We start from the raw sequence: 22,999 nt of genomic DNA, 5'->3' as shown, positions 1-22,999 counted from the left end.
CGCGGGTGCCACCAGCCGGGAGCAAGCACGACTCGATGCCGATGTGGAGTCGGCTTGGCCTCGGGGTCCAGATCGCCCGGATCGGCGCCATTCTTTGGCCGGTCAGCGGCTTGGCGATCCAAGGCGCTTTCCTGGCAGTCCTTGGTGTCGGCGGTTATCGAGTAGCGGCCGGGACGTTGTCGGTCGCAGACCTGATCACCTTCATCCTGTTTCTGTTCATGATGCTGATGCCCTTGGCAGTGCTTTTAGCGCCGTCATTACGGTGCGCAGCGCATTGGGCGCCCTGGCCCGGATCCAAGAAATCTTGGACCTGCCCAGCGAAGACGACGCCTCGCATACCGGCGGCAGCATTTCGTCACTCGAGCAGGGCAATGCCTCTGACCAGGCCATGGTGACCTTCGACGAGGTCTCGTTTGGCTATTCGAGCAAGAGCCAGTGCTGCACGACGTCACTTTCACCGTGCCCACCGGCGCGACTACCGCGATCGTCGGGCTATCGGGTGCCGGCAAATCGACCCTGCTGGCCCTCGTCGAACGCTTCTATGAGCCCAGCGTGGGGAGCATCAGCGTTGAAGGGTCCCAAATCCGCTCCATCCTGCGCTCGGACCTGCGCGCCAAGATCGGGTATGTCGAGCAGGACGCTCCCGTGTTGGCCGGCACGATCAGGGACAACTTGCTGCTGGGCGCACCCGATGTCGACGCAGACCGCTGCCGCGAGGTGCTTGCCTCGGTCAACCTGCTGGCTCGCATTGAGCAACACCCGGATGGGCTGGACGCTGTCGTTGGCGATGATGGCGTTGGCCTCTCCGGCGGAGAACGCCAACGGATGGCGATCGCCCGAGCGCTCATCGGCGATGCTCCCCTGTTGTTGCTCGATGAGCCCACGGCCAGCCTCGATGGGCGCAACGAACGAGCCATGCACGACGCCATCCGCTCCGCTGCGGTTGGCCGGACCGTGTTGATCGTCGCGCACCGTTTAGCGACGGTGGCCAACTCTGAGCAGATCATCGTCTTGGACGCTGGTCGGGTGGCTGCTACCGGCACCCACACCGAGCTGTTGACCAGCAGCGATCTCTATCGCGAGTTGGCCCAACATCAGTTGCTGCCCGGTGCGAGTGACCATGACTAGCCTCAGAGTTGGGGCCCTGCTGGTGCCGGTCTTTCTTATGGAGCCCTAGAGCTTCCTAGTGGAGGAAAGGAGCGAAATCTGGCCCGTATCGCTCCTATTCCTCCACTAGGAGACATGGGCCCCGCTGCGGGTTGATTGACGGTGCCGAACGACGGTCCCGGCGATTCGATCAGCCGGGGTCCTTCCGGCTCCTGAAGCAGCGGCGATCGCCTGGGCAATGACGATCACATGGGCTGCACCGGACAACAAAGCGCCGCGACCTGAGCGCCCAGCCGTGAACTCCCACACCGACTGGTGGCCCAACTCCCACGGCAGAGCCGTCTTCAGGCAGGCGCGGACCAGGTGCTGGCGCACACTGACCGGGCTGCCATCTTCACCAACAACTTCCAGCCCCATCATGCGTTTGCCGGGCGTCCCACCGCAGCTCTCGGCAAACCCCAGCCCCAGCGCAAACGGGATGGTCAGTGCCAGCGGCACGACGATTCGAGCGACTGACCCAGGCGCTTCCAGTGCACGGCCATCGGCGCGATGACGAACGAGGTTGACCGCCGCGCTAGCCCCTAGCGGCAAAAAGATGAGCGAGTTGTCGATGCCGGTCGCCACGAGCCTGCGCAGCCAAAATGATTGGTGATTCCCCATAGCGAAACACTACGCCGCAAGTGTGGCTATTCGCCCCGATAGTCGCCAAAACTCCACAAGTTGCCCTCTGCATCGATCACGGTGCCGCCCCGCCCGCCATACCCCTGGTCTTCCATGGCGCTGAATGATGCGGCTCCTGCCGCGATGGCCCGCTCGAACGCCGCGTCAGGTTCGGCAGTCACCACATAGACGGAGCCAACCCCGGTCGGCCGCTGCGCAAACAGGTTGCCTGCTCTGCCTGCCGAACTCACCATCACGGCTCCACCTTCGGCCAGTGCAGTTGCGCGTGCTCAATCACCGACTCATCGTGCTCGCTTCGCACGACGATTGAAGCCGTGAACCCGATCGCCTGCAGCAATTCGATCGCCGCCGGGGCGTCGTCATAGTTGAGCGTCGGCCAGACAAGACTGGGCTTCTCATCACCATTGGTGTCCATCCCTCATAGTGGCACTGATCGGCTCGCTCAGGTGGGCCCCAACCCAGATCGACCCTCGTCGTATGCGCACTGAACAGCCTCGATAAGATCCTCGCTATGCGCACTTGGACTATCGCCACCATCACTTCCGCCGTCGTCCTCGGGGTGCTCGATGCCTTGTGGATCACGCTTTTTGCCGGGCCGACCTATCGGGCGGAGATGGGCAATGCTGTCCGCGAGAACTTCTTTATCGTCCCGGCGATGGCCTTCTATGTCATCTACCTGTTGGGCCTCACCCACTTCGTCACGATGCGCACCTTGCAGTCGAGCACTCTCGTTGCCGTGCGTGACGCTGCCTTCTTCGGTTTCGTCTCCTACGGCACCTACACCTTGACTGGCTGGGCCGTTCTCGAACCCTTCAACGCAATGGTTGCACTGCCTGATTTGGTATGGGGTGGTGTCGTTTCGACCGCGACTGTCTTGGTTGCGCGGGTCGTCATCAAGCGGATGGCTCCTGCCGCGATGCAGGGCGCCAAAGCCTCTCAGCCATCGAGCAAAGTTCGATGATTCCCTCGACCTCTGTGCGCGATGCCCGGGCTGAGGATCTGCCGCGAGCGCGGGAGTTAGCCGTCGAGACCGGCCTCTTTTCCGATCAGGAATCGCATGAGGTCGAGCAGCAGTTGGCACAGGTCGTGGACGGCAACGAGTCCGGCAGCGTAGTCGTGGCTGAGACGGATGATGCGGTGGTTGCAGCCGCATACTTTGCGCCGGAGCCGTTTTCTGACCGGTGTTGGAATCTCTACTTCCTCGCTGTCGACCCGAGGCATCAAGGTCAGGGGTTGGGCCGCCTCCTGGTCAATGAGGTTGAGACTCGCCTCATCGCCCTCGGCTCACGTGAGGCCAGGGTGCTCCTGATCGAGACCTCAAGCACGGATGCCTTTGTGGGCACCCGTGCCTTCTACGCCCGCCGCGGGTACGTTCAAGAGGCAACGATCCGCGACTATTACGGCCCTGAGGACAGCAAGGTTGTCTTCTGGAAGTTGCTCAACGCCTAGCGACATGGCCACAAACCACCTTGATGAGCGTCTTGTTTTAGATATAGTTTCACTATATTGTGAACTTAATGAAATTACGTGCGAAGGCGAAGGGCGCGAGCAATGGATGACACAGCAATCGAGACCAAGGGGCTAACCAAGCGCTACGGCTCCATGTTCGCTGTCAACGACCTTGATCTCAAGGTCAACACCGGCGAGATTTTGGCTTCCTTGGCCCAAACGGGGCTGGCAAGTCGACCACCATCCGCATGCTGCTCGACCAAATCCGGGCCTCCGACGGCTCGGCCTCTATCTTTGGCCGCGACATCCGCGAAGACTCCCTCGAGATTCGGCGCATGGTTGGCTACATCCCCGGTGACCTTGCGCTCTACCCCAAATTGACCGGCAAGCAGACGCTTGACTACTTCGCACGCCTGCGCGGCGGCGTCGAAAAGTCCTATGTCGACGAGCTGGCGGAGCGGCTCAAGGCAGACCTGTCTCGCAAAGTGGGCGAATACTCCACCGGCAACCGGCAAAAGATTGGCCTGATTCAAGCCTTTATGCACCGGCCTCCCCTGCTCATCCTCGACGAGCCCAACGCTGGCCTTGACCCCTTGATCCAGCAGGAGTTCCATTCCCTGCTCTCTGAGGCACGCGACGCAGGTGGCACCGTCTTCTTGTCATCGCACACGTTGTCTGAGGTGGAGCGCGTCGCTGACCGTGTTGGCATCATCCGACATGGCCGGCTGATCGAGGTTTCGCGCGTCGATGAACTCAAACGCAAGGCCATCCGCCGACTCGATTTCGAGTTTGTTGAGCCAGCACCCGAAGGCATGTTCGACAACGTGCCGGGCATCCGTTCAGTCGAAATCGACGGGGTCCACGCTCGAGTTTCCTTCGACGGCGGGATCAACGATCTGCTCAAAGCGGCCATGACTCGCGAAGTCGCTAATCTGCACAGTCGCGAGGCCGACCTGGAAGAGATCTTCCTCGCCTTCTATCGCGACGATGAGTCAGCCGACGGAGCGGCAGTGGACGAGGGAGATGCCGCTCATGTCCGGTGAAGTGCTCACCAATGACATCAGGGATCGCCTGTGGCCAACCCTGATCATCAGCGCCGTTTTGGCCAGCTTGGCGACATTCGCACTGTCGATTGCAGCCGGTCTCGGCGACTCCTGGACGCGATGACGGACGCGTTTCCCGAAGCGTTGAACGCCTTCATCGGGACAGACGCCCCAGGTGGGTATGTCGTCAATGAACTTTTTGAATTGATGGCACCGCTGGCCATGGTTGCCTTTGCTGTGACGGGCGGCGCTGCCGCCATCGCTGGCGAAGAGCAGCGCGGGACGATGGGGATGCTGATCGCTCAGCCACTCAGTCGCAGACACGTCTTGACCTCCAAGGCGCTCTCGGTGTTGGCCACTCTGGTTTTGCCGTCGCCGTGTTTTGGGCCGCGATTGCAGTCACCGTTTCGATCGTTGACATCGAGTTAGGTGTTTCCGACACCACGGCCGCCTGCGTGCATCTGCTGGCGCTCGCCGTGTTCTTTGGCGCAGTAGCGCTCGCCGTCGGCGCTGCCACCGGGCGAACTGACCTCGCCTTGGGCGTCGCCGGTGGTTTCGCTGTGCTCTCCTACCTGGTGAAGTCGATGCTTCCGCTCGCAAACCTGGACAGCTGGGCACAAATCAGCCCCTGGTACTACTACTCCGGTGGCAACCCACTCGTCGAGGGCATCAACTTCGTCCACCTCGCAGTGCTCGGCACGCTCACCGTCATTGCCCTGCTGGTGGCCTATCGCACCTTCGCCACTCGCGATCTCAAAGGATGAAGATGTCGACCTCAACGGCACCTGCTCACTCGACTCGGCCAATGATCTCGGCCCACCCCTATCAAGCCATCGTCAGCCGATCAGTGAGGGAACGACTGCCCCTGACGTTGATCATTAGCGTCCTGTTTCTCGGCATGGGCCTCCTTGTTGGGGCTCTCTGGCCGTCGTTAAAAGACACCTTCGCTGAGCTCGAAGCCGAACTTCCCGCAGTGTTCACCGCCATGCTTGGTGGCGTCAGCCTCGGCACGCCCGTGGGTTGGGCCAACGCCGAGATGGTGGCCCTCGTGGCTCCGATGGGAACCATCGCCGTGGCCGTGATCGCCGCCACCAGGGCATCGCCGGCGAGGAGGAGACCAAGACGCTCGGCGTGCTGCTTTCCACCCCGATCAACCGCACGACCTTCATCCTGGCCAAGGCGACCGCAATGGTCATCCTCGTCGTCATCATCGGCGTCGCCAGCTATGTGGGTCTGCTGATCGGCAGCGTCGTCGGCGATATGGGCCTGAGCCAATCGGGGATGATTGGCGCCAGCGTGCACATCACAGCGGTTGGCATCTTCTTTGGCGGAGTAGCCACCCTATTGGCGCCACCACCGGCAAGCGGCGCCTCACTGTTGGTGCCGCCGGGGGACTTGCCGGACTGTCCTTCGCCGCAGCAAGCTTCTTGCCACTGTCGGAATCGTTAGCAGATGGCGCTAAGGCCAGCCCGTGGTACTACTTCAACAACGCCATCCCGCTGGCGAACGGCATCGAGTGGGCACACGTGCTGATCCTGATCGGCGGTGGCGTTCTTCTCGTGCTGGCCACCCTGCCTATCTTCACGCGCCGCGACCTTCGGGGCTGACCTCATAACTCAGTAGATTCGACGTGTCCCAGCCCGACCTCATGCATGAAAGGAGTAGCACTGTGACCCAACCCCGCGCCCTACGCAGCAGGGCGATCCGCACCGACGCTGCTCAAGAGCGGGGCAACACCCTGACGCCTTTGAGCACGCCAGCGGCCAACACTGGTCTAGCCATTAGCGTGGCCGCCCGCTGGACACTCCGACTCCTCATCCTCCTTGTTGGCCTGATTGCGCTGCTCTGGGCAGTCGGGAGCCTGTGGTCGATCGTGCTGCCAACGCTGCTCGCCGTTTTGCTGTCCACAATGTTGCGCCCCATCAGCCAAGCAATGGCACGGCAGATGCCCAATGCCGTGGCAGCCTCGCTAACGATGGTGGGTTTCGTCGCTGTCTTGATGGCCATCGTGGCCCTGCTCGCACCAAACGTTCGGCGGCAAGGATCAGCGATGCTTGATGAGTCGCCCGACTATGTTTCACAGATCGAGTCAGTGCTCGCAGGTGCGCCGTTTAGTTTGGGGCCGAACGCGCTCGGCGACATCTGGGCCACTACAAGCGCACGCCTTGAGCAAAACAGCTCTCAAATCATGGACACGCTGATCAGCGGCGTGGCCGGGCTCGGAACCTTCGCCGTCACCAGTGTGCTCACCTTGGTGCTGACGTTCTTCATCGTCAAAGACGCCGAGCGCTTCACCCCTGGCTGACATCTTGGACTGGCTCACTGGCTGGGCCACACGCGACTGAGCTCGCCTCCAGGGTCTGGCGCGCGCTGAGCTCGTTTATCCGCGCCCAAGCCACCGTCGGCCTCTTTGATGCGGTGCTGATCGGTGTCGGCTTGTGGCTGCTCAACGTTCCGTTTGCTTTAACACTGGCCGTGTTGATCTTCTTTGCCGCATTCGTGCCGATTGTCGGGGCATTTGCAACTGGCTTCCTGGCGGTGTTGATTGCCCTCATCGCACAAGGCCCAGGCGTCGCCATTGCCGTCTTCATCTTGATTCTGCTTGTGCAACAACTCGAGATGAACGTGACGCAGCCGCTGCTGCTCGGTCATGCGCTCTCGCTGCATCCGGCAGCTGTCCTGGGGGCCGTGACCGTCGGCGGCACGCTTTTTGGCATCGTTGGCGCCCTGCTGGCGGTGCCGGCCCTCAGCGTCATCGCAGTTTCAGCGCGATACGCCCGCGAAGTGAGTGCCCAAACCAGCAGGGGCCCGAACCCGCCCATCGACGAGGAGTTGCCCCATGCCAAACACTGAGCAGTCTTCTGACCCAACGACGCCCATTCCCGCTGAGATGGTCGACTTCGTCGAAAAGGCTGGTGTCGTCCTCGAGAGCACTGGCCTAACCCGACTCTCTGGCCGGATGCTCGGGTGGCTCTTGATTTGCTCGCCACGAGAGCAGTCGGCCGAGGATCTAGTCGTTGCTCTGCAGGCGAGCACCGGCGGCATCAGCACCCAGGCGCGCGCCCTCATACGGTATGGGTTTATCGAGCGGATCGGTCTGCCCAAGGACCGCAAGACCTACTACCGGCTCAAGGACCACGCCTTTGAGGCCGCCTTTGCTGATCAGACGCAGAGCCTGGGCCAGGTCCACGACCTAGCGACCGAGGGGCTCAACCTGGTAGGCCAGTCTGACTCGGCCTGCCAACGCCTCTCCCAAATGCAAGATCTGTTTGGTTTCATGCGGGTCGAGATGCCACAGATGATGCAACGATTTCACGCCCAACAGGCAGCGAAGCTCCACGAGGGCGACAACCCGTAGCGGCCAGGGGCAGAGCTCACCCGATCGCAGTCTTTCCCGGTGGCCGCACGTAATTTCGTGCGATCACCGGGACTTTCTGCGACTCGCCCCTCGTCAACTGACCAGGCTGTCACACAGTGGAACCGGCACCCGCAGCCTCACGTCATAGGCGCACGGATCGGGTGACCGCAGGGGCTCATCCGATCCGGAGGGCTCAAGAGAGTCTTATCTTCGATGAGGAAGGTGCGTTTGATGAATCGCAAAGCGGGAGTTGCATTTGGTGCCATCGCGGCGATTGCTGCGTTTACCGCGGTGAGTGCGGCCTATGGCGGAGATGGCTGGGAGACCCAAACCTCAGTGGAGCTGACTACCTACTCAAAGTACGGGGCACCAGCGCTTGAGGACCCACCTATGGATGTCGTGCTGGAGTTCGACGGTGACTGCGCGGTTCTGGTCGGGGACAGCATTACTTATGCAGCGCTATTTCCCAAGGGGACAACCTTTGTCGAGCGTGGCAACGAGCGGGCCATCCGACTCCCCAGCGACGACAAGGACCTCATGCGGATCGATACTCGTCAGCTCCTTTTCGGTGAGACCGTGATCCCGGATGATCTGAACGTGACCGACGTGAACAACTGCTGGGATCGCGAAGGGGACGAGCCAGCCATCATCGTCGAGAGGCTCGACTTCCCAACTGCCGAGCTCTATATCCCGTAGCGACCGTGGTCGGCTGAGCGCAGGGGGCTCATCCGATCGCGGTTTAATGCGGTATGCGCGGCTCACCTGCCAGCAACGCTCCCACCATCGGGAAGCGATGGTGGGTAGCTGCGGAGCCCAGCGCTCACAGTGCTTGCCGAAGCCACGACGTTCTTGGGGAGCACGCTGGCGCTTGTCCCGCTGAGTCTGGCACTCGTCGGTTGGCTCAGCTATCAGCGCCGATGGCAGATGGCGACTCTCGTCACCATCTGCATGTTGACCTCGCTCACGCTGACCGTCGTCCTCAAAAATGCAGTGGGCCGCGCTCGGCCCTCCGCGGACACTTTGATCGGCGCCATGAACACCGGGTTTTCGTTCCCCTCTGGCCACACTCTCAACGGTGCAACATTCTTTGGGCTCTTGGCCGGAGTCATCGTGGTGTTCGCTCGAGAGGCTGGCAACCGCGCTCTAGCCATTTCAGCCCCGGCCATCTGCGCGGTGGTCGCACTGGCGATCGGCCTCAGCCGCATCTATCTCGGCTACCACTGGCTCAGCGATGTGCTCGCCGGGTGGGCGCTGGCGGCCCTCATCCTCGCTGTGATCCCGCCTTTCCTGCTGCGGCCTACCCAGCACAGGGGCCTAGTTTGACGGCATGACCGAAAACACCACTGTTCCCGCACCCATCGACGACTTCATTGCAGCCGTCAATCGGCACGACGAAGCCGCCTTTCTCGATTCCTTCACCGCAGAGGGCTCCGTTGATGACTGGGGCCGCATCTTCGCCGGTCGCGAAGCCATCAAAGGCTGGAGCGACGGCGAATTCATTGGCGCCAACGGCACCTTGACCGTTGAAGAAGTCAGCACCGAGGGCGAGGCCATCCACGTTGTTGGCGACTGGCGCAGCACCCACGCCAATGGCCGCAGCGCTTTCACCTTCACCACCGAGGGCGACAAGATCGTCCGCATGACCATTCGCGAGGGCTAACGCTCCCCGCCACCACCGCATACCCCCATGTGCCTTTTCATCTGCCAGGCGATCACTATTTTTGGTCACTTCGCGAGTGAAAAGGCGCATGAGCAGCGTGAGACCCTTGGCTCATGGTTGAACTGTTAATTATCGCGATTGCTGTCTATGCCTTCGCGATGCTGTCGGAGAAGTCAGCAATGTCCCCCGTCACGGCCCCGATGGTCTTCACCGCAATCGGGCTGCTGGTCGGGGCGGCGGGGTTCGGCTGGTTTGACCTCTCGCTCGAGGGCGAAGCCGCCACCATCTTGGTCGAGGCCACCTTGGTGCTGGTCCTCTTCATCGATGCCTCCCGGATGGACCTGCGCGCTTTGCGTAAGCACTCTGCACTGCCGGTGCGATTGCTCGTGATCGGCCTGCCTTTGACCATCATTCTCGGCACTCTCACCGCCATGGTCTTGTTCGACCAACTCTCCGTGATTGAGGCTGCGCTAGTCGCGGCCGTCCTCGCGCCCACCGACGCAGCCCTCGGCCAAGCCGTGGTTGGCGATCGCCGCCTTCCCGTGCGCATCCGTCAGAGCCTTAACGTCGAAAGCGGACTCAACGACGGCATCATGGTCCCCGTTGTCACCGTCTTCCTCGCCTTGGCCGCGGTTGAAGAAGAGGTCGTTTCGGGAGCAGGCGAGGGGGCGCGTTCATCGCCGCTCAACTGGGCTTTGGCCTCACCGCTGGCATCATCGCGGGCGCGGGCGGCGGCTGGTTGCTGCACCGTCGCGCTTCGGCCCATCAGGTTGAAGGCGTCTATCGCCAACTGGCCACGATCGCGATGGCGGCGGCCGCCTTTGCTGGCGCTGAGGTCCTGGGTGGCAATGGCTTCATCGCCGCGTTCGTTGCTGGCCTAGCCTTCGCCCGGGTCGCCGCCAACGAGTGCAAGGACGTCCAGGACTTCACCGAGGACGAGGCCGAACTCCTCACCGCGATCACTTTCCTCATCTTTGGTGCCGTTCTCGCTGGCCCCCGCCTCGGTAACTTGACCTGGGAAATCGCCTTGTATGGCGTGCTCTCGCTCACCCTGGTGCGCATCGTTCCCGTGGTCATCTCGATGATCGGCTCCGGCACCCGGTATGAAACTCGAGTCTTCTTTGGCTGGTTTGGCCCTCGTGGGTTGGCCTCAATCCTGTTTGCTCTCGTGGCCTTCGAGGACCTGCATAACTCGACGGGTGAACTGATCATGGATATCGCCGTTTGGACCGTGCTGTTCAGCATCTTTGCCCACGGCATGACGGCCAGCCCTTGGGCCGGCCGCCTCGGCCGCAAACTCGAGAGCGGCCCGGCTGACATGGCCGAAATGGAGGAAGTCCCCGAGTTGCCGACGCGTCGCGGAATGATGCAATAACCAGACTATTCACAATGCGTATACCTAGTGTGTACAGTGCTCCTTATGAGCACCGCACACACGCTTCTTGGCCTCCTTGAGCAAGAACCCGCCTACGGCTACACGCTCAAGCGCGACTACGACGTTCGCTTCGGCCAGGAAAGCCGCTGGCCTACGGGCAGGTCTATTCGTCCTTGGCTCGGTTTGAGCGCCAAGGCTGGGCCGAAGTCGTCGATGTCGAGTCGGGCCAAGGCCCTGAGCGCAAGCGCTATCGGATCACCGAATCGGGCGTGGCCATCATCGACGACTGGGTCATGGAGCCACAGTCGCCTGGGACGTTCTCAGTGTCCACGCTCTTCGCCCGGGTGTCCGTCGCCCTGCTGTCGGGGCGTGACGCCACCGAAGTGTTGGTGCGCCAACGAGCCAACCACTTGGAGCGTATGCGGGTGCTCACCCGAGCCAGGGGCGAGGCAGATGCCGCGACAACCTTGGCGCTGACATACGAGATTGCGCACTTGGATGCCGACCTGCGGTGGATTGAGGAGTCCGGCCAACGCCTAGACGCGGCTGGGAACGCGCTCAAGGCCGATAAGTGAGCGCCCAAACATGGCCGCAAGACGCCTGCCTTCAGACTGCGCCGAGCGACCCTTCCAAAGCGCGGACCATGGCCGTCAAAGCCACCGGTCTCCACCTGAGCTATGGATCAACCCATGCGCTGCGGGGAGCAAGTCTCTGCGTGGACCCCGGCGAATCGGTGGCCATCATGGGCGCTTCTGGCTCGGGCAAGACCTCGCTGATGGGCTGCCTCGCTGGCCTCCTGCAGCCTTCTGCCGGCCGGCTAACTGTGCTAGGCCAGGACCTGCATACCGCCAGTGAGGCGACCCGGCGCAAGTTGCGCCTCCGCAACGTCGGGATGGTTTTTCAATACGGCGAGTTGCTACCCGAGTTAACGATCCGAGAAAACGTCATGCTGCCCCTGCAACTGCTGGGCACCCGCAATAAGAATGCACGCCAGAGGGCTGACGAACTGCTGGAACGGTTCGACATTGCTGCAGTGGCCACCCAACGACCTCAACACGTCTCAGGGGGTCAGGCCCAACGCGCCGCCGTCGCTCGAGCGCTCGCGACCAAGCCCCCGCTGATCATGGCGGACGAACCCACTGGCGCCCTCGACACCGCCGCAGGCGAAACAGTGATGCTGGGGCTGACCGGCGCGGCCGCCGAATCGGGAGCCAGCCTGATTGTCATCACCCATGACCATCGTGTCGCTGCCTACCTCGACAAGCACCTCACCATGAGCGACGGGTCGTTCATCACCGGCGCAGGGGGCTGGTGATGAACGCTCTTCGTTCGGTGAAGTTGGGGGTGCAGTTGCGCTGCGCGCTACCGGGCAGGGGCGGTTCAGAGCGCTGACATTATTCGCGGTCTGTTTCCTCGGAACCTGGATGATCGGGGCCCTCTGGGCGCGGAATGAGTGGATTTCATCAGTGTTCGACATCCCGACAGATGTCGTTTACGGCAGCATCCCGAATGTTGCCATCCCAGGGATCAATGCCATTCCCGAAGCCCAACTGCGCATGCTGGCGATCTTGGGGCTGGGCCTGCCCATTGCCGCCTTGCTGCTGACCATTGGCCAACTCTCCTGGCCAGAGCGCCAAGCGCGCCAGCAACGTTTGGAAAAGCTGGGGATGAGCCCTTCCGAGAAACGATGGCTGGTCTTTGGCGAGACGGGAGTCCCTGCCGTTCTCGCTTGGCTCCTTGGGATTGGTGCCACCATGTCCAGCGAGTTGAGGGTGCTGCGGTTTGACGCGGGCCCGTCAGTTGGCGAAATTGTGCTCTTCACAATGTTCTCGGGCATCACTATTGCGGCCCTGACGGTCGTCTTTCCGCTGATCGCGATCCTGGCTTCCACCATTCGGTCACGTCCCACTGCGTCTGGACTCAAGCGCTCAAATGGCCCATGGGGATCGGTGGCGCGAGTCACGGTGCTGCTCGGCGGGGTTGCCCTGCTTATTGCTGCCCGGGTTGATCCCAACGCGAGCCTCGGCCAGGGCGAAACTACCGCGTCGATGCAGCAAATCGGCGGCACTTCAACCATCGTCTTTTTCGTCGGCGCGCTCATCACCGGGCTCGGGATCTTTATCGTTTTTCCCTTGGTAACCAGCGCGCTTGCACCGTTGCTGACCAGAGTTGGCGGAGCCAGCGGACAGCTTGTCGTTGGCCGCTTGCACATGGATCCGACGGTTCAGACTCGGCTGTTGGGATCCCTGATGTTGGCCCTATTTTTCGCGACAAGTTCCGTTGGTGTGGCGACTGCCTATCAAACGATTCAGGTCGACCGGGCGCAGGCCTTGGTTGATGACGAGGCGCCGATGATCGATGTCCAACTGCGTGATGACGTGAGCGACGCCGAAGGCACCCGGGCGTTGCTGGCCATTGATGGAGTGGAGGAGGTCTTGCCGCTGACTTACTTCTACGGCAGGTGTGGTGGTGAAAACTCCGGATGCGGCTTCCGAATCATCGCCGCCGATTGCGCCACCCTTCGGGCCTTCTTTCCTGAACTTCAAGGGTGTCAGGACGGCGTGCCCGCACTCAGTGTGCGCTCAACAACACTCAGCGAAGACTTGGCACTCTTTCAGGGGGTGACTGAAGTGGGCATTTACCGTGTCGAGTCACCACCACTGAACCACTAAGCACAGTCACCGTAGACGCCAACCAAAGGATCACGCTGCCCCCAGGTGAAAGCCAGTATCTTGACTACGTCGTGGTCCCAGCCGGGACGCCGGGCACCGAGAGCGCAAGTGAGGTTGGCCAACAACTCTTCATTGTGCGCGGCGACCCCAACAGCGGCTACCGCGATGAGGTGGCTGCCCTGGGCCCTAGTCAAGATGAAGGGGTGGCGGCCTCGCCGACACGATGGATCGCGCCGACAACTATGTGGCGGGATTACAAACGGTGATGGTCATCATCGCGGCTGCCGGTCTCGGCGCGGTGGGATTGGGCGTTGTCGATCGGGCCTTGGGACAGCGACGAGACATTGAGCGGTTACGAGCACTTGGTGCATCCCAGCGAACGCTCTGGCAGATTCACCTCATCGAGGTCGGGCTGCCACTTTTCATCGGCACAATATTGGCGATCGGCTTTGGCTGGTTCGTGGCAGATAGCTATCTGGCGTGGGCTGGGCCTGGCTACCCCAGCGCGCCCGTCAGCGACATCGCAGCCCTGGCTGGTGTCGCCGCTTTGGGGTCGATCGCCGTCGCGTTGGTCAGTGGCCTGGTGGCCACGCGGCCGCTTAAGCAGGCCACCCAACCCCGGAAGGGCTAGCTTCTCAGCGGACCATCCGCACTTCGGCGAAACCGTCGAGGTCGGCATCTACTGTCTCAGCGCCGTCCTCAACGAACCCGTGTTTGCGATAGAACGCTCGCGCCCGCGGGTTGTCACGGGCCACCCATAACTGCGCTGGTCGGTCCCCCAACACAGCGGTCAGCAACGCTTCGCCTACACCACGGCCATACCAATCAGCAGTGATGTAGAGGACGGCCAGGCACTCGGCACGGGCTGGCTCCTCGTCGCGAGTCGGACTCACGGTGGCAATGCCAATAACCTTGCCAGCGCTATCCATTGCAACGCGGTTCTTGGCCAAAACTGCGTCACTCCCAGCCAGGATGCGCGACCACAGTTGCCGACGGGCTTCCAGGACCGCGTCGTCATAGAACTTCGCCGGCAACAACTCCCCGTATGCCTCGCGCCACCCTTGCACGTGGACCGCCGCCATACCCTCGGCGTCCTCGGGCACCGGGACCCAGACTTTGAACTCGGGGACACCATCCATGCTCGGACGCTAGCGAACATTCCTCAGCCGCTACCGACCAACACTCCGACTATTACGATGAGGGGCGATGGCAGCGGCCATCCACCACCACCGTTTGGACAATCATGACGATCGCGGTCACCGCCGTTTCCGGCCAACTTGGCTCCTCCATCGTGCGCGCGCTGCAGAGCCTCGACTCCGACGAGCAGATCGTTGGGCTGGCCCGGACGCCGGCACGCGTCGAAGACCTCGGCATTGATGTGCGGCCCGGCGACTACGCCGACCCGGCAATCCTGACGCAGTCCCTGACTGGGGTAGACACGCTGTTGTTGGTCTCGGGCAACGAGCAGCCAGAGGCGCGGATCTAGCAGCACCGCAATGTGCTAGATGCTGCCAAGGCAGCTGGCGTCACCAGGTGGTCTACACCAGCGTGCAGGGCGCCGAAGAAGGCACCGCGTTTTCGCCAGTCGTGCAGAGCAATCGACAGACCGAGGCCGACGTCCGCGAATGCGGCCTCGACTTTGCGATCGGCCGCAACGGGATCTACATCGAGCCAGACATTGAGGCCATTGACGACTACAAGGCAGCCGGTGAAATCGCCAACTGCGCTGGCAAGGCCAAGTGCGGCTACACAACTCGCTCGGAGTTGGCGTTCGCCTATGCGCGCATGTTGACGGAGGGCTCCCTGAACGGCCATACGCTGTTGCTGCACGGCGAGCCACTGACTCAGTCAGCGTTGGCCAGCCACCTCAACTCGGCGTTTGGCACTGACCTGGTGTTCCGCTCGATGAGCGTCGACGAATACCGTGCAGATCGCGTCGCCGCCCTGGGTGACTTCATGGGCACCGTCATCGCGGGCATCTACGAGGGCATCCTCAACGGAGCCAACGATCAACCCAGCGACTATGCCACCGCGTCCGGTCGGCCGCACCGTGCTTGGGACGACTACTTCGGCTCGCTCGCTACCTGAGCCGAGCGAGGCACCGACGTGCACCCTGCCCCTATGCGACGTCGGGGTTGGGGCGCACCCGCCGACTCAGCGATTGCCCCAACGCAGATCCGACGAGTAGGCCCAAGGCGATCGCGCTGATCACAGCGATGACGCCAAAGGCTGCCTGCGCTCCTTGGCCAGAATCAGAGACCAGCGCAGTGACCTCAACAAGGCCCAAACTGCCCGGAACCAGCAGCCAGAATGACGGCAAAAACACCACGAGCCGAGCGATGCGAGGTCGGAACAACTCAACGATCGTCGCCCCCAGACTGGCTGCCACCGCGCCCATAAACCCGCCCAAGGCATACGTGCCGATTTGCTGGCCCAACACCTGAGCCGCAAATGCGCCGGAGATCACCAGCAGCACCCAGCCCTGCATGCGCAACGGGACACCTTCCATCACGCAGATGCTCACGCCAATGAGCACCAACCCGACTGGGGCAGCCCACCAACCCAACTCATCAACACGCATGTTGACGAGTTCTGAGGAGGAATCTGCATCAGGGTGGTGGCTGCCAACAGCCCGATAGCGAACAAGGCCAACTGAACGGCGCCGTAGGTCAGTCGCGCCGACCCAGCCTGCATGTGCCCAGCCGCCAACTCCGACATCCCCGTCACGAGTAAAGCGCCTGGCAGCAGCACAGCAAGTGGTGGCAAAACCGTGCGCAGGGCTCCATCGATCAACCCATAGTTAGCTGCAGTGAAGACCAGCACCCCCACCGCGAAGGCAGCCGCCGTGGGCAGAAGAACCCCCAGCACGGAGGCCTTGCTTGCCAACTCGACCATGATCCGGACCAGCACCGCCGCGACGGCGGCGACAGCCAAGTTGACCACGCCAGGCTGCAGGATCATCGTGATGCCGATCGCGAGGATGATCCAGGCCAACCGAGTCATCCACAACGGGTAGCGGTCGGGCCGGTCACTAAGTGCGCTCAGCTGTTCGCTTGCCTCTTCGCAGGTGATCTCGTCATAGACAACCTGATGTCTGATCCGGCGAACGTCAAAAGACTGATCCAATTGCAGACCTGTCGCAGCCAGGCCGAACGTCGCCGCGCCGCCCTGGGTGAGCGAAAGCGTCAGCCCAGTGGGGCCAACACCGGCCTGAGCCTGCGGGTAGCCCAGATGCTCGGTGACCTGCATCAGGTCGGCCTGCACCTCGTTCACCGGCTGACCGGTCGCGATCATCGCGGCACCCAACTGCACCACGAGCGCCCGACAGCGCACCTCATGGTCTGGGGAGGCAGCACGATCGGTCGTCATGGCCTCACTTTTTCACACGGTTTGCACACGTGGGGCTGCCCCGGGGTGATTAGCCCAGCATGTTCTTGAGCTTGTCCCAGAACGACGGCTTTGCTGGCTCGGGTTCAGGCGTTGCTGTTTGCTGAGGCGCCGCAGGCGGCGGTTGCTGCTGCGAGCCCTCGGTGGCATCCCACAACTGCACAATTTTGGCCCGCTCCTGCTGATAGACCTGCGGGTTGGTGCCCTGCGCGATGTAGGCGTCGCGGTCGATGATCCCGGTCACGCCCGCCACGAGAGCCACGAGGTCAAAGCCGCGGTCTACATCGTCCTCAGTGCGCAATAACTCGACGGCGAAGGGCATAGCCGGCTCATAGACGATGTCGCCGAGCACGACCATTGCGAGGTAGCGGTGGAACTCGTCGATGTCGTCCTGGGCATAGCGCAACAGGGCCGCTGCATCGTCTGGCTCTTGCTTGAGGCCGTCGTGCAGCAAGTCACGCCAGTCTTCGAAGTCAATCCCCACGCCCTCGGTTTCCATGCGCACCAGGGTGGGGCCGATGACTTTTGCTCCGTAGGTGTTGCTCATCTATGCACTATGCCAGCCACTTCGCCGCTCGATCTAGGTGTTCGCGCTGTTTGGCCTCATCCATCCCATCCCACATCTTGGTCATCATCCGCGACCGGAAGTTGGCCTCAAAAACCTCACGATGATCCGAAACGAATGCCCAATAGAGCCCGTCCCATTCGGCTCGCCACTCCCCCGGCGGCAGATCCGACATCTTCTTCAGATAGTTCGAGCCCGAGACATAGGGTTTGGTGGTGATGGCTTCCCCGGAAGCAAACTGGCTCATCGCATACACATTGGGCACCATCACCCAGTCGTAGGAGTCGATGAACATCTCCATGAACCACTCATAAACCTCGTCGGGGTCGATGCGCAGCAGACACATGGCGTTGCCGAGCACCATCAACCGCTCAATGTGGTGTGCATAACCACTGCTCAGCAAGCGCTTGATGACGTGATCGACCGGCGGTAGGCCAGTCTCGCCAGTCCACCACCCTTCATCGACAGAACGCGCATGCTCCAACCGGTTGGACGTGCGCATCTGCCGACCCCACAGCAAATAGGTCGCCCGCATAAACTCCCGCCAGCCAATGATCTGACGGACAAACCCCTCCACACTCGCAAGCGGTATGTCGTCACTCTCGCCAACCTCAAGCGCGCGCTCCACGATCGCTCCAGGCTCCAACAGCCCCAGGTTGAGGCCCGGCGTCAGCAGGAGTGAAACAGATAGGCGTGGTCTTTGCTGATGGCGTCTTCGAATGGGCCAAACTCTGCAAAGCGGTGAGCCAAGAAGTTCTCGAAGCCCGCCTCCGCCTCGTCGTGGCTGGTCGGCCAAGCAAAACCTGAAGCATCCCCGGGCGCATCAGGGAACTCCCGACCCACCCACTCGATCGCTTCGCTGACCTCATCAGCCCGCTCATCTGGGAAAAGAGCATCAGGCACTCGATGCTCGCGTGGCAACTTCTTGCGGTTGTCTTCGTCAAAGGACCACTGGCCCCCGACTGGCTGATCGCCATCAACCAAGATGTCGAGACGTTGGCGCTGCCACGAATAGAAGTGCTGCATCCGAGCCGGGTGCTCAGCAAACCAACCGCGCGCCTCATCGCGGGTGGTCACAAAGTTGGGAGACTCCAACACCTCGAGGTCGCCGCGCTCATACCCCGCATCGGCGAGCGCCTGCAGCGTGTCACGCGCCAACCAATCGTCGACCACGTCATACACGGAGATGGTCTTTGGCTTGATCTCGCTGAGCAGAGCGCTGAGTCGGGAGCCACTGGTTCCCTCCGCGCTTGTCTCGATGCTCCGCACGTCGAAGCCGGCTGACTCAGCCGCGCCGCGAACCGGCGCATCGACGCCCGGTGCAGCACCAACTTTTGCGCGTGGAAGGCGTATTGCCGGAAGAACAAGTCGTCTTCCACCAGCACCATGACGGTGTCGCTCGACGCCTCCAGATGTTGGACAAAAAGCTGATGCGGATAGATCAGCCGCAGGTCGTTAGCCACGCGTCACCAAAGCCACACGTCACCAACCGAGCGTGCCCGGCGCACCCTTGAACGGCCCTTTGATTTTGCTGGTGATCCAACCGCCATAGAAGTCACCGTCCTGGGCCTGCACTAATTCACCGTCGACATAGATCGCATCCATCAGACCGGGCATCAGCGCGACGTGCCCCAGCAGATCAGCAAAGCCCGACGTCGGCTCCGGGTAGCGCCATGCAGCCCGACTCGCCCTGGCCTCCCCCACCACAACATCAAAATAGCTGGCCTGCCCCTTGAACTCACACGTCGTCCGACCCGGCACTGGCTTCAGCACCCCTGGCTCAAAGGCTGTCCGAGGCAAATAATAGGTCGGCGGGTGGCTGGTCTCCAGCACTTGAATCGGTTTGTCCGTCCGCGCAATGATCTGGCCACCGAAGTGCACCTCGACGGCTTCGTTGGTGCCGCGCAAAGCGGGTGGCCGCGGGTAGTCCCAGACAGATTCAGGCTCGTGCGTCATTCCCTTAGATTAGGTCGCCTGCCACCGAGGCTGCGGAGTGGGGCAACACTTAGGCTGGGGTGATGCCGACTGCGCAGAGCGAAATCCAGGTCACCGGGGCTCGATTGCACAACTTGCGGGATGTCTCAGTGGCCTTCCCGCGCAATCAGCTCATCGCCTTCACCGGCATCTCTGGCTCCGGCAAGTCGTCGTTGGCCTTTGGCACGATCCACGGGGAAGCCCAGCGGCGCTACTTTGACTCCGTTGCCCCGTTTGCGCGCCGGTTAATCCATACTGCACTCGATCCACAAGTCCGTGACGTGCAGGGTTTGCCGCCGACGGTTGCCTTGGAGCAAAGCCGCACCGGCGGCAGCACCCGCTCCACGGTCGGCACCATCACCGCGACCAGCAACTCATTGCGTCTGCTCTATTCGCGCTGCGGCGACTATCCGGCAGGGCTGACCTCCTCTATTCAGACAGCTTCTCCCCCAACACTGCCGACGGCGCGTGTCCCGAGTGTTCCGGCCTAGGTGTCGTGCACCGACCCACGGAGGCCTCCCTCGTCCCCGACCCCAGCCTCAGCATCGCTGACGGCGCCATCAGCGCCTGGCCCGGGGCTTGGCAGGGCAAGAACTATCGAGATGTCGTCGACACCTTGGGCTACGACATCCACATCCCTTGGCGAGAACTGCCCCAAGCCGATCGCGACTTCATCCTGTTTAGCGACACCGAGCCCGTCGTCACGGTCCACCCGGTGCGTGAGGCGGGTCGGGTACACCGCCCCTACCAGGGCAAATTCGCCAGCGCCGCTCGTTATGTGATGCGCACGCTAGCCGAGTCCAAGAGCGCCAGTGGCCGCGCCAAGGCGCTGGACCATGTGGAAACCACTCCTGCCAGGTATGCGATGGTCGCCGGCTCAACCCCGCAGCCTTGGCCGTGACCTGGCAGGGGCTGCCGATCGACGAAGCCAACGCCCTGCCCGTCGATGAGTTGCTGCCGCTGCTGCGCGACCGGCTGGATGCACCTGGTGAAGAGCCGGACAGCGCTACCGACCAGGCCGAGCGCCTGCTGGCCGATGAGCTAGCCAGCCATCTGCAAGTTGTTGTCGACCTCGGCATTGGCCACCTCGACCTTGGCCGTTCCAGCACCTCAATCTCCAGCGGTGAGTTGCAGCGCCTTCGGGTCGCGTCCTCGGTGCGTTCTGGGCTGTTTGGCGTTGTCTACGTGCTCGATGAGCCCTCGGCGGGCCTGCACCCACGCGACACCGAATCGCTGTTAGCGGCGCTGCGCGGGCTGGTCGAAGCGGGCAACACCGTCCTGATCGTTGAGCACGATATGGCCCTCGTCCAGGCCTGCGATTGGGTGGTTGATGTTGGCCCTGGCGCTGGCATCAACGGCGGCGAAGTCCTCTACTCCGGCCCAACCAGCGGGCTCAACGCAGTCGATGGCTCAATCACCGCGCGCTATGTCAACGCGCCGGTCCACCCTGGCGACATCCGCAACGACCAGCCTCGCGAGGCCTCTGGCGAGGCACTGATCAACGGCATCACCGCGCATACCGTGCAGGATGTTTCGGTCACGATCCCGCTTGGCCTAGTCAGCGTCATCACGGGCATTTCCGGCTCGGGCAAGTCCACCCTGCTGAATGGCATTGGCGAGGGCATCGAAGCCGCCACCTTCACCGGCAACGGCCAAACCCAGCGCACCGTGTCGATCAATCAACGCCCCATCGGCCGCACCCCGCGCTCCAACCTGGCCACCTACACCGGGTTGTTTGACCACGTCCGCAAGCTCTTCACCAAGACGCCGCTCGCCAAGGAGCGAGGCTACAACGCTGGACGATTTAGCTTTAACGTCGCCTCAGGCCGCTGCCCCACCTGCCAAGGCGAGGGCAGCGTGGCGATCGAGTTGCTGTTCTTGCCTGGCACGTATTCGACATGCCCTGACTGCGAGGGGTCGCGCTACAACGACGAAACTCTCGAAGTCCGCTGGAACGACCGCACCATCGCTGACGTTCTCTCCCTCACTGTTGATGACGCGATCCCGGTCTTCAAAGACGAGCAACCAGTCGCCCGAGCACTCGCTGCCCTGCAAACCCTCGGCTTGGGTTACCTGCGGCTCGGCCAACCAGCCACCGAGCTATCGGGCGGCGAAGCCCAACGCATCAAACTCGCCACTGAGTTGCAGACTGAGCGCCGCGCGCCGACGCTCTATTTGCTCGACGAGCCCACGTCTGGCTTGCACCCTGCGGACGTGCACCGACTGCTCGCGCAACTGCATCGCCTCGCCGACGCCGGGCATACCGTCGTGATGGTCGAGCACGACGAGGCTGCCTTGAGCACCGCCGATTGGCAGATCGAGATGGGCCCCGGTGCCGGCAAACGCGGCGGGCAAATCGTGCGGTCTGAGCCGGGCGCAAACAGCCCCGAATTGTACTCCTGAGATACTTCGAGCTTCTAAGCACCCTGCCTCATCGCAGGCCACAGCACCGCTCTATCGTGATTTCTCACCACCTGGTTATCGCGCCTCTCTGTGGCCGATCGACCGCAAGCACGCCGTCAAAGGAGATCGCATGAGCATTCAAGATCAGCACTCAGACGCACAGGAGAAGAGCTGGACTGACCTCGGCCAGGACCTGTGGGCATACCTCACCGGCCGTGGCGCAGCTATCAACTACAGCTTTGAAGATATGACCGTTGAGGTGCCGCGTGACACCGGTGCCGACGCCCCACGGGCCACCTGGAAGCTCAACGGCACGCTGCGCATCACGACGAGCGACAACGAGTCGGCCGGCTCGGACGCGCAGTAGGGCTGATTGCCATGACACATCGCTTCAACATCGACGCTGATCTCACCTTCTCTATGGAGCGACCTGCCAGCGATGGCAATGGATCCGAGCAATCTCTGTCCGGCACCATCACCGGCAGCGGCCGCCACCTGCAGGTGAGCTGCGACGATGTTGGAGCGATGTCATCAGGCCTATCGTTCCGCGAGGCCCGGCAAGTCGCCGCAGTCTTCGCCGGACAAGGCCTCGCCGTGACCCTGGCTGGCAAAGACGGCCCCATCGTCACGATCGGCGACGTGAAGGGCAGCAGATTGGCCCGCCTGGCCACCCGCTCCAAGCACATCCGCATTGATGACCTCAAGGCCGCCGCGTCGCTGCGCGGCTCAGTGGGCTCCGGTCGTGGGACCAGCGACAGCTTCTTGCCACCCTCGACACCCTGGCCCATCGCTCCAACCTTCCGATGGATGGTGCGACGCCTCACCACAACACACGACCCCGACGGGGGCGGCCACCCGCGCTTGGTCTTTGCCATGGGCGACACCGCCCAACCCACCGATCAGCGTCGTGTCTTCGACCTGCCCAAGACCGGCGCCACCATCGGCAGCGCGCCGGATTCAGACTTGCGCCTGAGCTGCATCGACCCAATGCAGGCCAAGATTCGCCGAGACGGCAATGACGAGTATGTGCTGGTTGCGATGGGCTCGAGCACGCCGACCCGGGTCAATGGTGAGGTCGTCGCCCGCGAGCGCATCCTGCGGACCGGGTCCCGCATACAACTGGGATCGTGGACGATGACCTACTCGCGCGAGGAGTTCGCCGATCACGGGCGCCCCTTCGGCGGACGAGCAGGTGGCGAGTTCAGCAGGCAACGCAAGCAGCCCGGTCGCGACTATCGCTAGGCAATTGCGCGGCGTGAACAATCACACCCTCTAGCTGCCCACGGGCAGCCCAAACCGCTCCCTGACGACCGTTAGGATAGGCC

General features: G+C 62.4%; 38 protein-coding genes and 2 pseudogenes. 29 read left to right on the top strand and 11 right to left on the bottom strand.

Features of this window, described 5'->3' with window-relative positions; translation table 11 throughout:
* Positions 1–35 precede the first annotated feature (35 nt).
* Both L0A91_RS14735 and L0A91_RS14730 read left to right on the top strand, forming a co-directional pair.
* On the top strand, positions 36–395 hold the full coding sequence (locus L0A91_RS14735; protein ID WP_235245105.1) for a hypothetical protein: 360 nt from the start codon (positions 36–38) through the stop codon (positions 393–395).
* 40 nt (positions 396–435) lie between these two features.
* Positions 436–1,128, top strand: coding sequence for an ABC transporter ATP-binding protein (locus L0A91_RS14730; protein ID WP_235245104.1), 693 nt, complete (start codon positions 436–438; stop codon positions 1,126–1,128).
* Between the two features lie 105 nt (positions 1,129–1,233).
* Here L0A91_RS14730 and L0A91_RS14725 read toward each other — a convergent pair whose 3' ends face one another.
* The 3 genes from L0A91_RS14725 to L0A91_RS14715 are packed head-to-tail and all read right to left on the bottom strand — an operon-like array spanning position 1,234 to position 2,203.
* A complete protein-coding gene (locus L0A91_RS14725; RefSeq protein WP_235245103.1) occupies positions 1,234–1,767 on the bottom strand; it encodes an RDD family protein in 534 nt (177 codons plus the stop codon).
* Between the two features lie 26 nt (positions 1,768–1,793).
* Positions 1,794–2,021: a hypothetical protein gene (locus L0A91_RS14720; RefSeq protein ID WP_235245102.1), complete on the bottom strand. Its 228-nt coding sequence runs from the start codon at positions 2,019–2,021 to the stop codon at positions 1,794–1,796.
* A complete protein-coding gene (locus tag L0A91_RS14715) occupies positions 2,021–2,203 on the bottom strand; it encodes a hypothetical protein (RefSeq protein WP_235245101.1) in 183 nt (60 codons plus the stop codon). Before L0A91_RS14715 ends, L0A91_RS14720 begins: the two co-directional genes overlap by 1 nt.
* Positions 2,204–2,299: 96 nt before the next feature.
* Between L0A91_RS14715 and L0A91_RS14710 the strand changes: the two genes are divergently transcribed.
* From L0A91_RS14710 to L0A91_RS14635, 19 genes and pseudogenes are all read left to right on the top strand, one after another.
* Complete coding sequence (locus tag L0A91_RS14710; protein WP_235245100.1) at positions 2,300–2,749, top strand: DUF2177 family protein; 450 nt, start codon at positions 2,300–2,302, stop codon at positions 2,747–2,749.
* Positions 2,746–3,237, top strand: a complete 492-nt coding sequence (locus L0A91_RS14705; RefSeq protein ID WP_235245099.1) for a GNAT family N-acetyltransferase — start codon at positions 2,746–2,748, stop codon at positions 3,235–3,237. Before L0A91_RS14710 ends, L0A91_RS14705 begins: the two co-directional genes overlap by 4 nt.
* A 248-nt stretch (positions 3,238–3,485) precedes the next feature.
* Entirely contained in the window at positions 3,486–4,280 is a 795-nt protein-coding gene (locus tag L0A91_RS14700; RefSeq protein WP_235245098.1) for an ABC transporter ATP-binding protein, read from the top strand.
* A complete protein-coding gene (locus L0A91_RS17765) occupies positions 4,270–4,404 on the top strand; it encodes a hypothetical protein (protein WP_260115242.1) in 135 nt (44 codons plus the stop codon). Before L0A91_RS14700 ends, L0A91_RS17765 begins: the two co-directional genes overlap by 11 nt.
* Entirely contained in the window at positions 4,401–4,709 is a 309-nt protein-coding gene (locus L0A91_RS14695) for an ABC transporter permease subunit (protein ID WP_235245097.1), read from the top strand. The genes L0A91_RS17765 and L0A91_RS14695 overlap by 4 nt, the downstream gene beginning before the upstream one ends.
* Entirely contained in the window at positions 4,658–5,044 is a 387-nt protein-coding gene (locus tag L0A91_RS14690; protein ID WP_235245096.1) for a hypothetical protein, read from the top strand. Before L0A91_RS14695 ends, L0A91_RS14690 begins: the two co-directional genes overlap by 52 nt.
* Positions 5,045–5,300: 256 nt before the next feature.
* A complete protein-coding gene (locus L0A91_RS14685) occupies positions 5,301–5,729 on the top strand; it encodes an ABC transporter permease (protein WP_235245095.1) in 429 nt (142 codons plus the stop codon).
* On the top strand, positions 5,708–5,887 hold the full coding sequence (locus L0A91_RS14680) for a hypothetical protein (protein ID WP_235245094.1): 180 nt from the start codon (positions 5,708–5,710) through the stop codon (positions 5,885–5,887). The genes L0A91_RS14685 and L0A91_RS14680 overlap by 22 nt, the downstream gene beginning before the upstream one ends.
* Before the next feature lie 62 nt (positions 5,888–5,949).
* Positions 5,950–6,585: an AI-2E family transporter gene (locus L0A91_RS17760; protein ID WP_260115241.1), complete on the top strand. Its 636-nt coding sequence runs from the start codon at positions 5,950–5,952 to the stop codon at positions 6,583–6,585.
* The gene (locus tag L0A91_RS17755; RefSeq protein WP_311198171.1) at positions 6,582–7,133 is read left to right on the top strand and encodes an AI-2E family transporter; all 552 of its coding nucleotides are present in this window, start codon (positions 6,582–6,584) and stop codon (positions 7,131–7,133) included. Before L0A91_RS17760 ends, L0A91_RS17755 begins: the two co-directional genes overlap by 4 nt.
* Positions 7,120–7,638 carry a GbsR/MarR family transcriptional regulator gene (locus L0A91_RS14670; RefSeq protein ID WP_235245093.1) on the top strand — a complete coding sequence of 173 codons (519 nt, stop codon included), beginning with the start codon at positions 7,120–7,122 and terminating at the stop codon, positions 7,636–7,638. Before L0A91_RS17755 ends, L0A91_RS14670 begins: the two co-directional genes overlap by 14 nt.
* 231 nt (positions 7,639–7,869) lie before the next feature.
* Positions 7,870–8,334, top strand: coding sequence for a hypothetical protein (locus tag L0A91_RS14665; RefSeq protein WP_235245092.1), 465 nt, complete (start codon positions 7,870–7,872; stop codon positions 8,332–8,334).
* Positions 8,335–8,463: 129 nt separating this feature from the next.
* Complete coding sequence (locus L0A91_RS14660; protein ID WP_235245091.1) at positions 8,464–8,961, top strand: phosphatase PAP2 family protein; 498 nt, start codon at positions 8,464–8,466, stop codon at positions 8,959–8,961.
* A 4-nt stretch (positions 8,962–8,965) separates the two neighbouring features.
* Entirely contained in the window at positions 8,966–9,298 is a 333-nt protein-coding gene (locus tag L0A91_RS14655; RefSeq protein ID WP_235245090.1) for a nuclear transport factor 2 family protein, read from the top strand.
* Positions 9,299–9,411: 113 nt separating this feature from the next.
* Positions 9,412–9,885 (top strand): annotated as a pseudogene (locus L0A91_RS17750) (cation:proton antiporter); the annotation flags it as partial.
* Between the two features lie 89 nt (positions 9,886–9,974).
* Positions 9,975–10,673, top strand: coding sequence for a cation:proton antiporter (locus L0A91_RS17745; protein WP_311198170.1), 699 nt, complete (start codon positions 9,975–9,977; stop codon positions 10,671–10,673).
* Between the two features lie 173 nt (positions 10,674–10,846).
* On the top strand, positions 10,847–11,248 hold the full coding sequence (locus L0A91_RS14645) for a PadR family transcriptional regulator (RefSeq protein ID WP_235245089.1): 402 nt from the start codon (positions 10,847–10,849) through the stop codon (positions 11,246–11,248).
* A 68-nt stretch (positions 11,249–11,316) separates the two neighbouring features.
* A complete protein-coding gene (locus L0A91_RS14640) occupies positions 11,317–11,988 on the top strand; it encodes an ABC transporter ATP-binding protein (protein ID WP_235245088.1) in 672 nt (223 codons plus the stop codon).
* A 151-nt stretch (positions 11,989–12,139) separates the two neighbouring features.
* Positions 12,140–13,345: a hypothetical protein gene (locus L0A91_RS14635; protein ID WP_235245087.1), complete on the top strand. Its 1,206-nt coding sequence runs from the start codon at positions 12,140–12,142 to the stop codon at positions 13,343–13,345.
* Here L0A91_RS14635 and L0A91_RS14630 read toward each other — a convergent pair.
* Positions 13,342–13,539: a hypothetical protein gene (locus tag L0A91_RS14630; RefSeq protein ID WP_235245086.1), complete on the bottom strand. Its 198-nt coding sequence runs from the start codon at positions 13,537–13,539 to the stop codon at positions 13,342–13,344. The two genes, L0A91_RS14635 and L0A91_RS14630, sit on opposite strands and share 4 nt — an antisense overlap.
* Before the next feature lie 29 nt (positions 13,540–13,568).
* Here L0A91_RS14630 and L0A91_RS14625 point away from each other — a divergent pair, with 29 nt between their 5' ends.
* Positions 13,569–13,976 (top strand): FtsX-like permease family protein, encoded by a 408-nt coding sequence (locus tag L0A91_RS14625; protein WP_235245085.1) that lies wholly within the window; start codon positions 13,569–13,571, stop codon positions 13,974–13,976.
* Between the two features lie 4 nt (positions 13,977–13,980).
* Here L0A91_RS14625 and L0A91_RS14620 read toward each other — a convergent pair whose 3' ends face one another.
* Positions 13,981–14,484: a GNAT family N-acetyltransferase gene (locus L0A91_RS14620; protein WP_235245084.1), complete on the bottom strand. Its 504-nt coding sequence runs from the start codon at positions 14,482–14,484 to the stop codon at positions 13,981–13,983.
* Between the two features lie 104 nt (positions 14,485–14,588).
* On the opposite strand from L0A91_RS14620, the gene L0A91_RS14615 reads away from it, so the two are divergent.
* Positions 14,589–14,831 carry a hypothetical protein gene (locus L0A91_RS14615; protein WP_235245083.1) on the top strand — a complete coding sequence of 81 codons (243 nt, stop codon included), beginning with the start codon at positions 14,589–14,591 and terminating at the stop codon, positions 14,829–14,831.
* Positions 14,832–14,878: 47 nt separating this feature from the next.
* Entirely contained in the window at positions 14,879–15,433 is a 555-nt protein-coding gene (locus L0A91_RS14610; RefSeq protein ID WP_235245082.1) for a hypothetical protein, read from the top strand.
* Positions 15,434–15,464: 31 nt separating this feature from the next.
* On the opposite strand, the gene L0A91_RS14605 is transcribed toward L0A91_RS14610, so the two are convergent.
* From L0A91_RS14605 to L0A91_RS14580, 6 genes and pseudogenes are all read right to left on the bottom strand, one after another.
* A complete protein-coding gene (locus tag L0A91_RS14605; RefSeq protein WP_235245081.1) occupies positions 15,465–15,926 on the bottom strand; it encodes a hypothetical protein in 462 nt (153 codons plus the stop codon).
* Positions 15,866–16,714, bottom strand: coding sequence for a threonine/serine exporter family protein (locus L0A91_RS14600; protein WP_235245080.1), 849 nt, complete (start codon positions 16,712–16,714; stop codon positions 15,866–15,868). The genes L0A91_RS14605 and L0A91_RS14600 overlap by 61 nt, the downstream gene beginning before the upstream one ends.
* A 49-nt stretch (positions 16,715–16,763) precedes the next feature.
* Positions 16,764–17,279, bottom strand: a complete 516-nt coding sequence (locus L0A91_RS14595; protein ID WP_235245079.1) for a hypothetical protein — start codon at positions 17,277–17,279, stop codon at positions 16,764–16,766.
* Positions 17,280–17,286: 7 nt separating this feature from the next.
* Positions 17,287–17,943, bottom strand: coding sequence for an FAD-binding domain-containing protein (locus L0A91_RS14590; protein WP_235245078.1), 657 nt, complete (start codon positions 17,941–17,943; stop codon positions 17,287–17,289).
* Between the two features lie 23 nt (positions 17,944–17,966).
* A pseudogene (locus L0A91_RS14585) lies at positions 17,967–18,685 on the bottom strand (cryptochrome/photolyase family protein).
* Between the two features lie 94 nt (positions 18,686–18,779).
* Positions 18,780–19,253, bottom strand: a complete 474-nt coding sequence (locus L0A91_RS14580) for a DUF427 domain-containing protein (RefSeq protein ID WP_235245077.1) — start codon at positions 19,251–19,253, stop codon at positions 18,780–18,782.
* A gap of 62 nt (positions 19,254–19,315) precedes the next feature.
* Between L0A91_RS14580 and L0A91_RS14575 the strand changes: the two genes are divergently transcribed.
* The 5 genes from L0A91_RS14575 to L0A91_RS14555 all read left to right on the top strand — a co-directional run bounded on the left by L0A91_RS14575 (position 19,316) and on the right by L0A91_RS14555 (position 22,916).
* Positions 19,316–19,762, top strand: coding sequence for a hypothetical protein (locus L0A91_RS14575; protein WP_235245076.1), 447 nt, complete (start codon positions 19,316–19,318; stop codon positions 19,760–19,762).
* A gap of 5 nt (positions 19,763–19,767) precedes the next feature.
* On the top strand, positions 19,768–20,172 hold the full coding sequence (locus L0A91_RS14570; protein WP_235245075.1) for a hypothetical protein: 405 nt from the start codon (positions 19,768–19,770) through the stop codon (positions 20,170–20,172).
* On the top strand, positions 20,169–21,674 hold the full coding sequence (locus L0A91_RS14565; protein ID WP_235246648.1) for an ATP-binding cassette domain-containing protein: 1,506 nt from the start codon (positions 20,169–20,171) through the stop codon (positions 21,672–21,674). The genes L0A91_RS14570 and L0A91_RS14565 overlap by 4 nt, the downstream gene beginning before the upstream one ends.
* A gap of 130 nt (positions 21,675–21,804) precedes the next feature.
* The gene (locus L0A91_RS14560; protein WP_235245074.1) at positions 21,805–22,041 is read left to right on the top strand and encodes a hypothetical protein; all 237 of its coding nucleotides are present in this window, start codon (positions 21,805–21,807) and stop codon (positions 22,039–22,041) included.
* 11 nt (positions 22,042–22,052) lie between these two features.
* Positions 22,053–22,916 carry an FHA domain-containing protein gene (locus L0A91_RS14555; protein WP_235245073.1) on the top strand — a complete coding sequence of 288 codons (864 nt, stop codon included), beginning with the start codon at positions 22,053–22,055 and terminating at the stop codon, positions 22,914–22,916.
* The last annotated feature ends 83 nt before the right edge of the window (positions 22,917–22,999 follow it).

Source organism: Ornithinimicrobium sp. INDO-MA30-4 (genome assembly GCF_021535045.1).
Classification (GTDB): Bacteria; Actinomycetota; Actinomycetes; order Actinomycetales; family Dermatophilaceae; genus Ornithinicoccus.
Note: the sequence above shows the minus strand (reverse complement) of the source record. Positions and strands in the feature narration are given on the sequence as shown.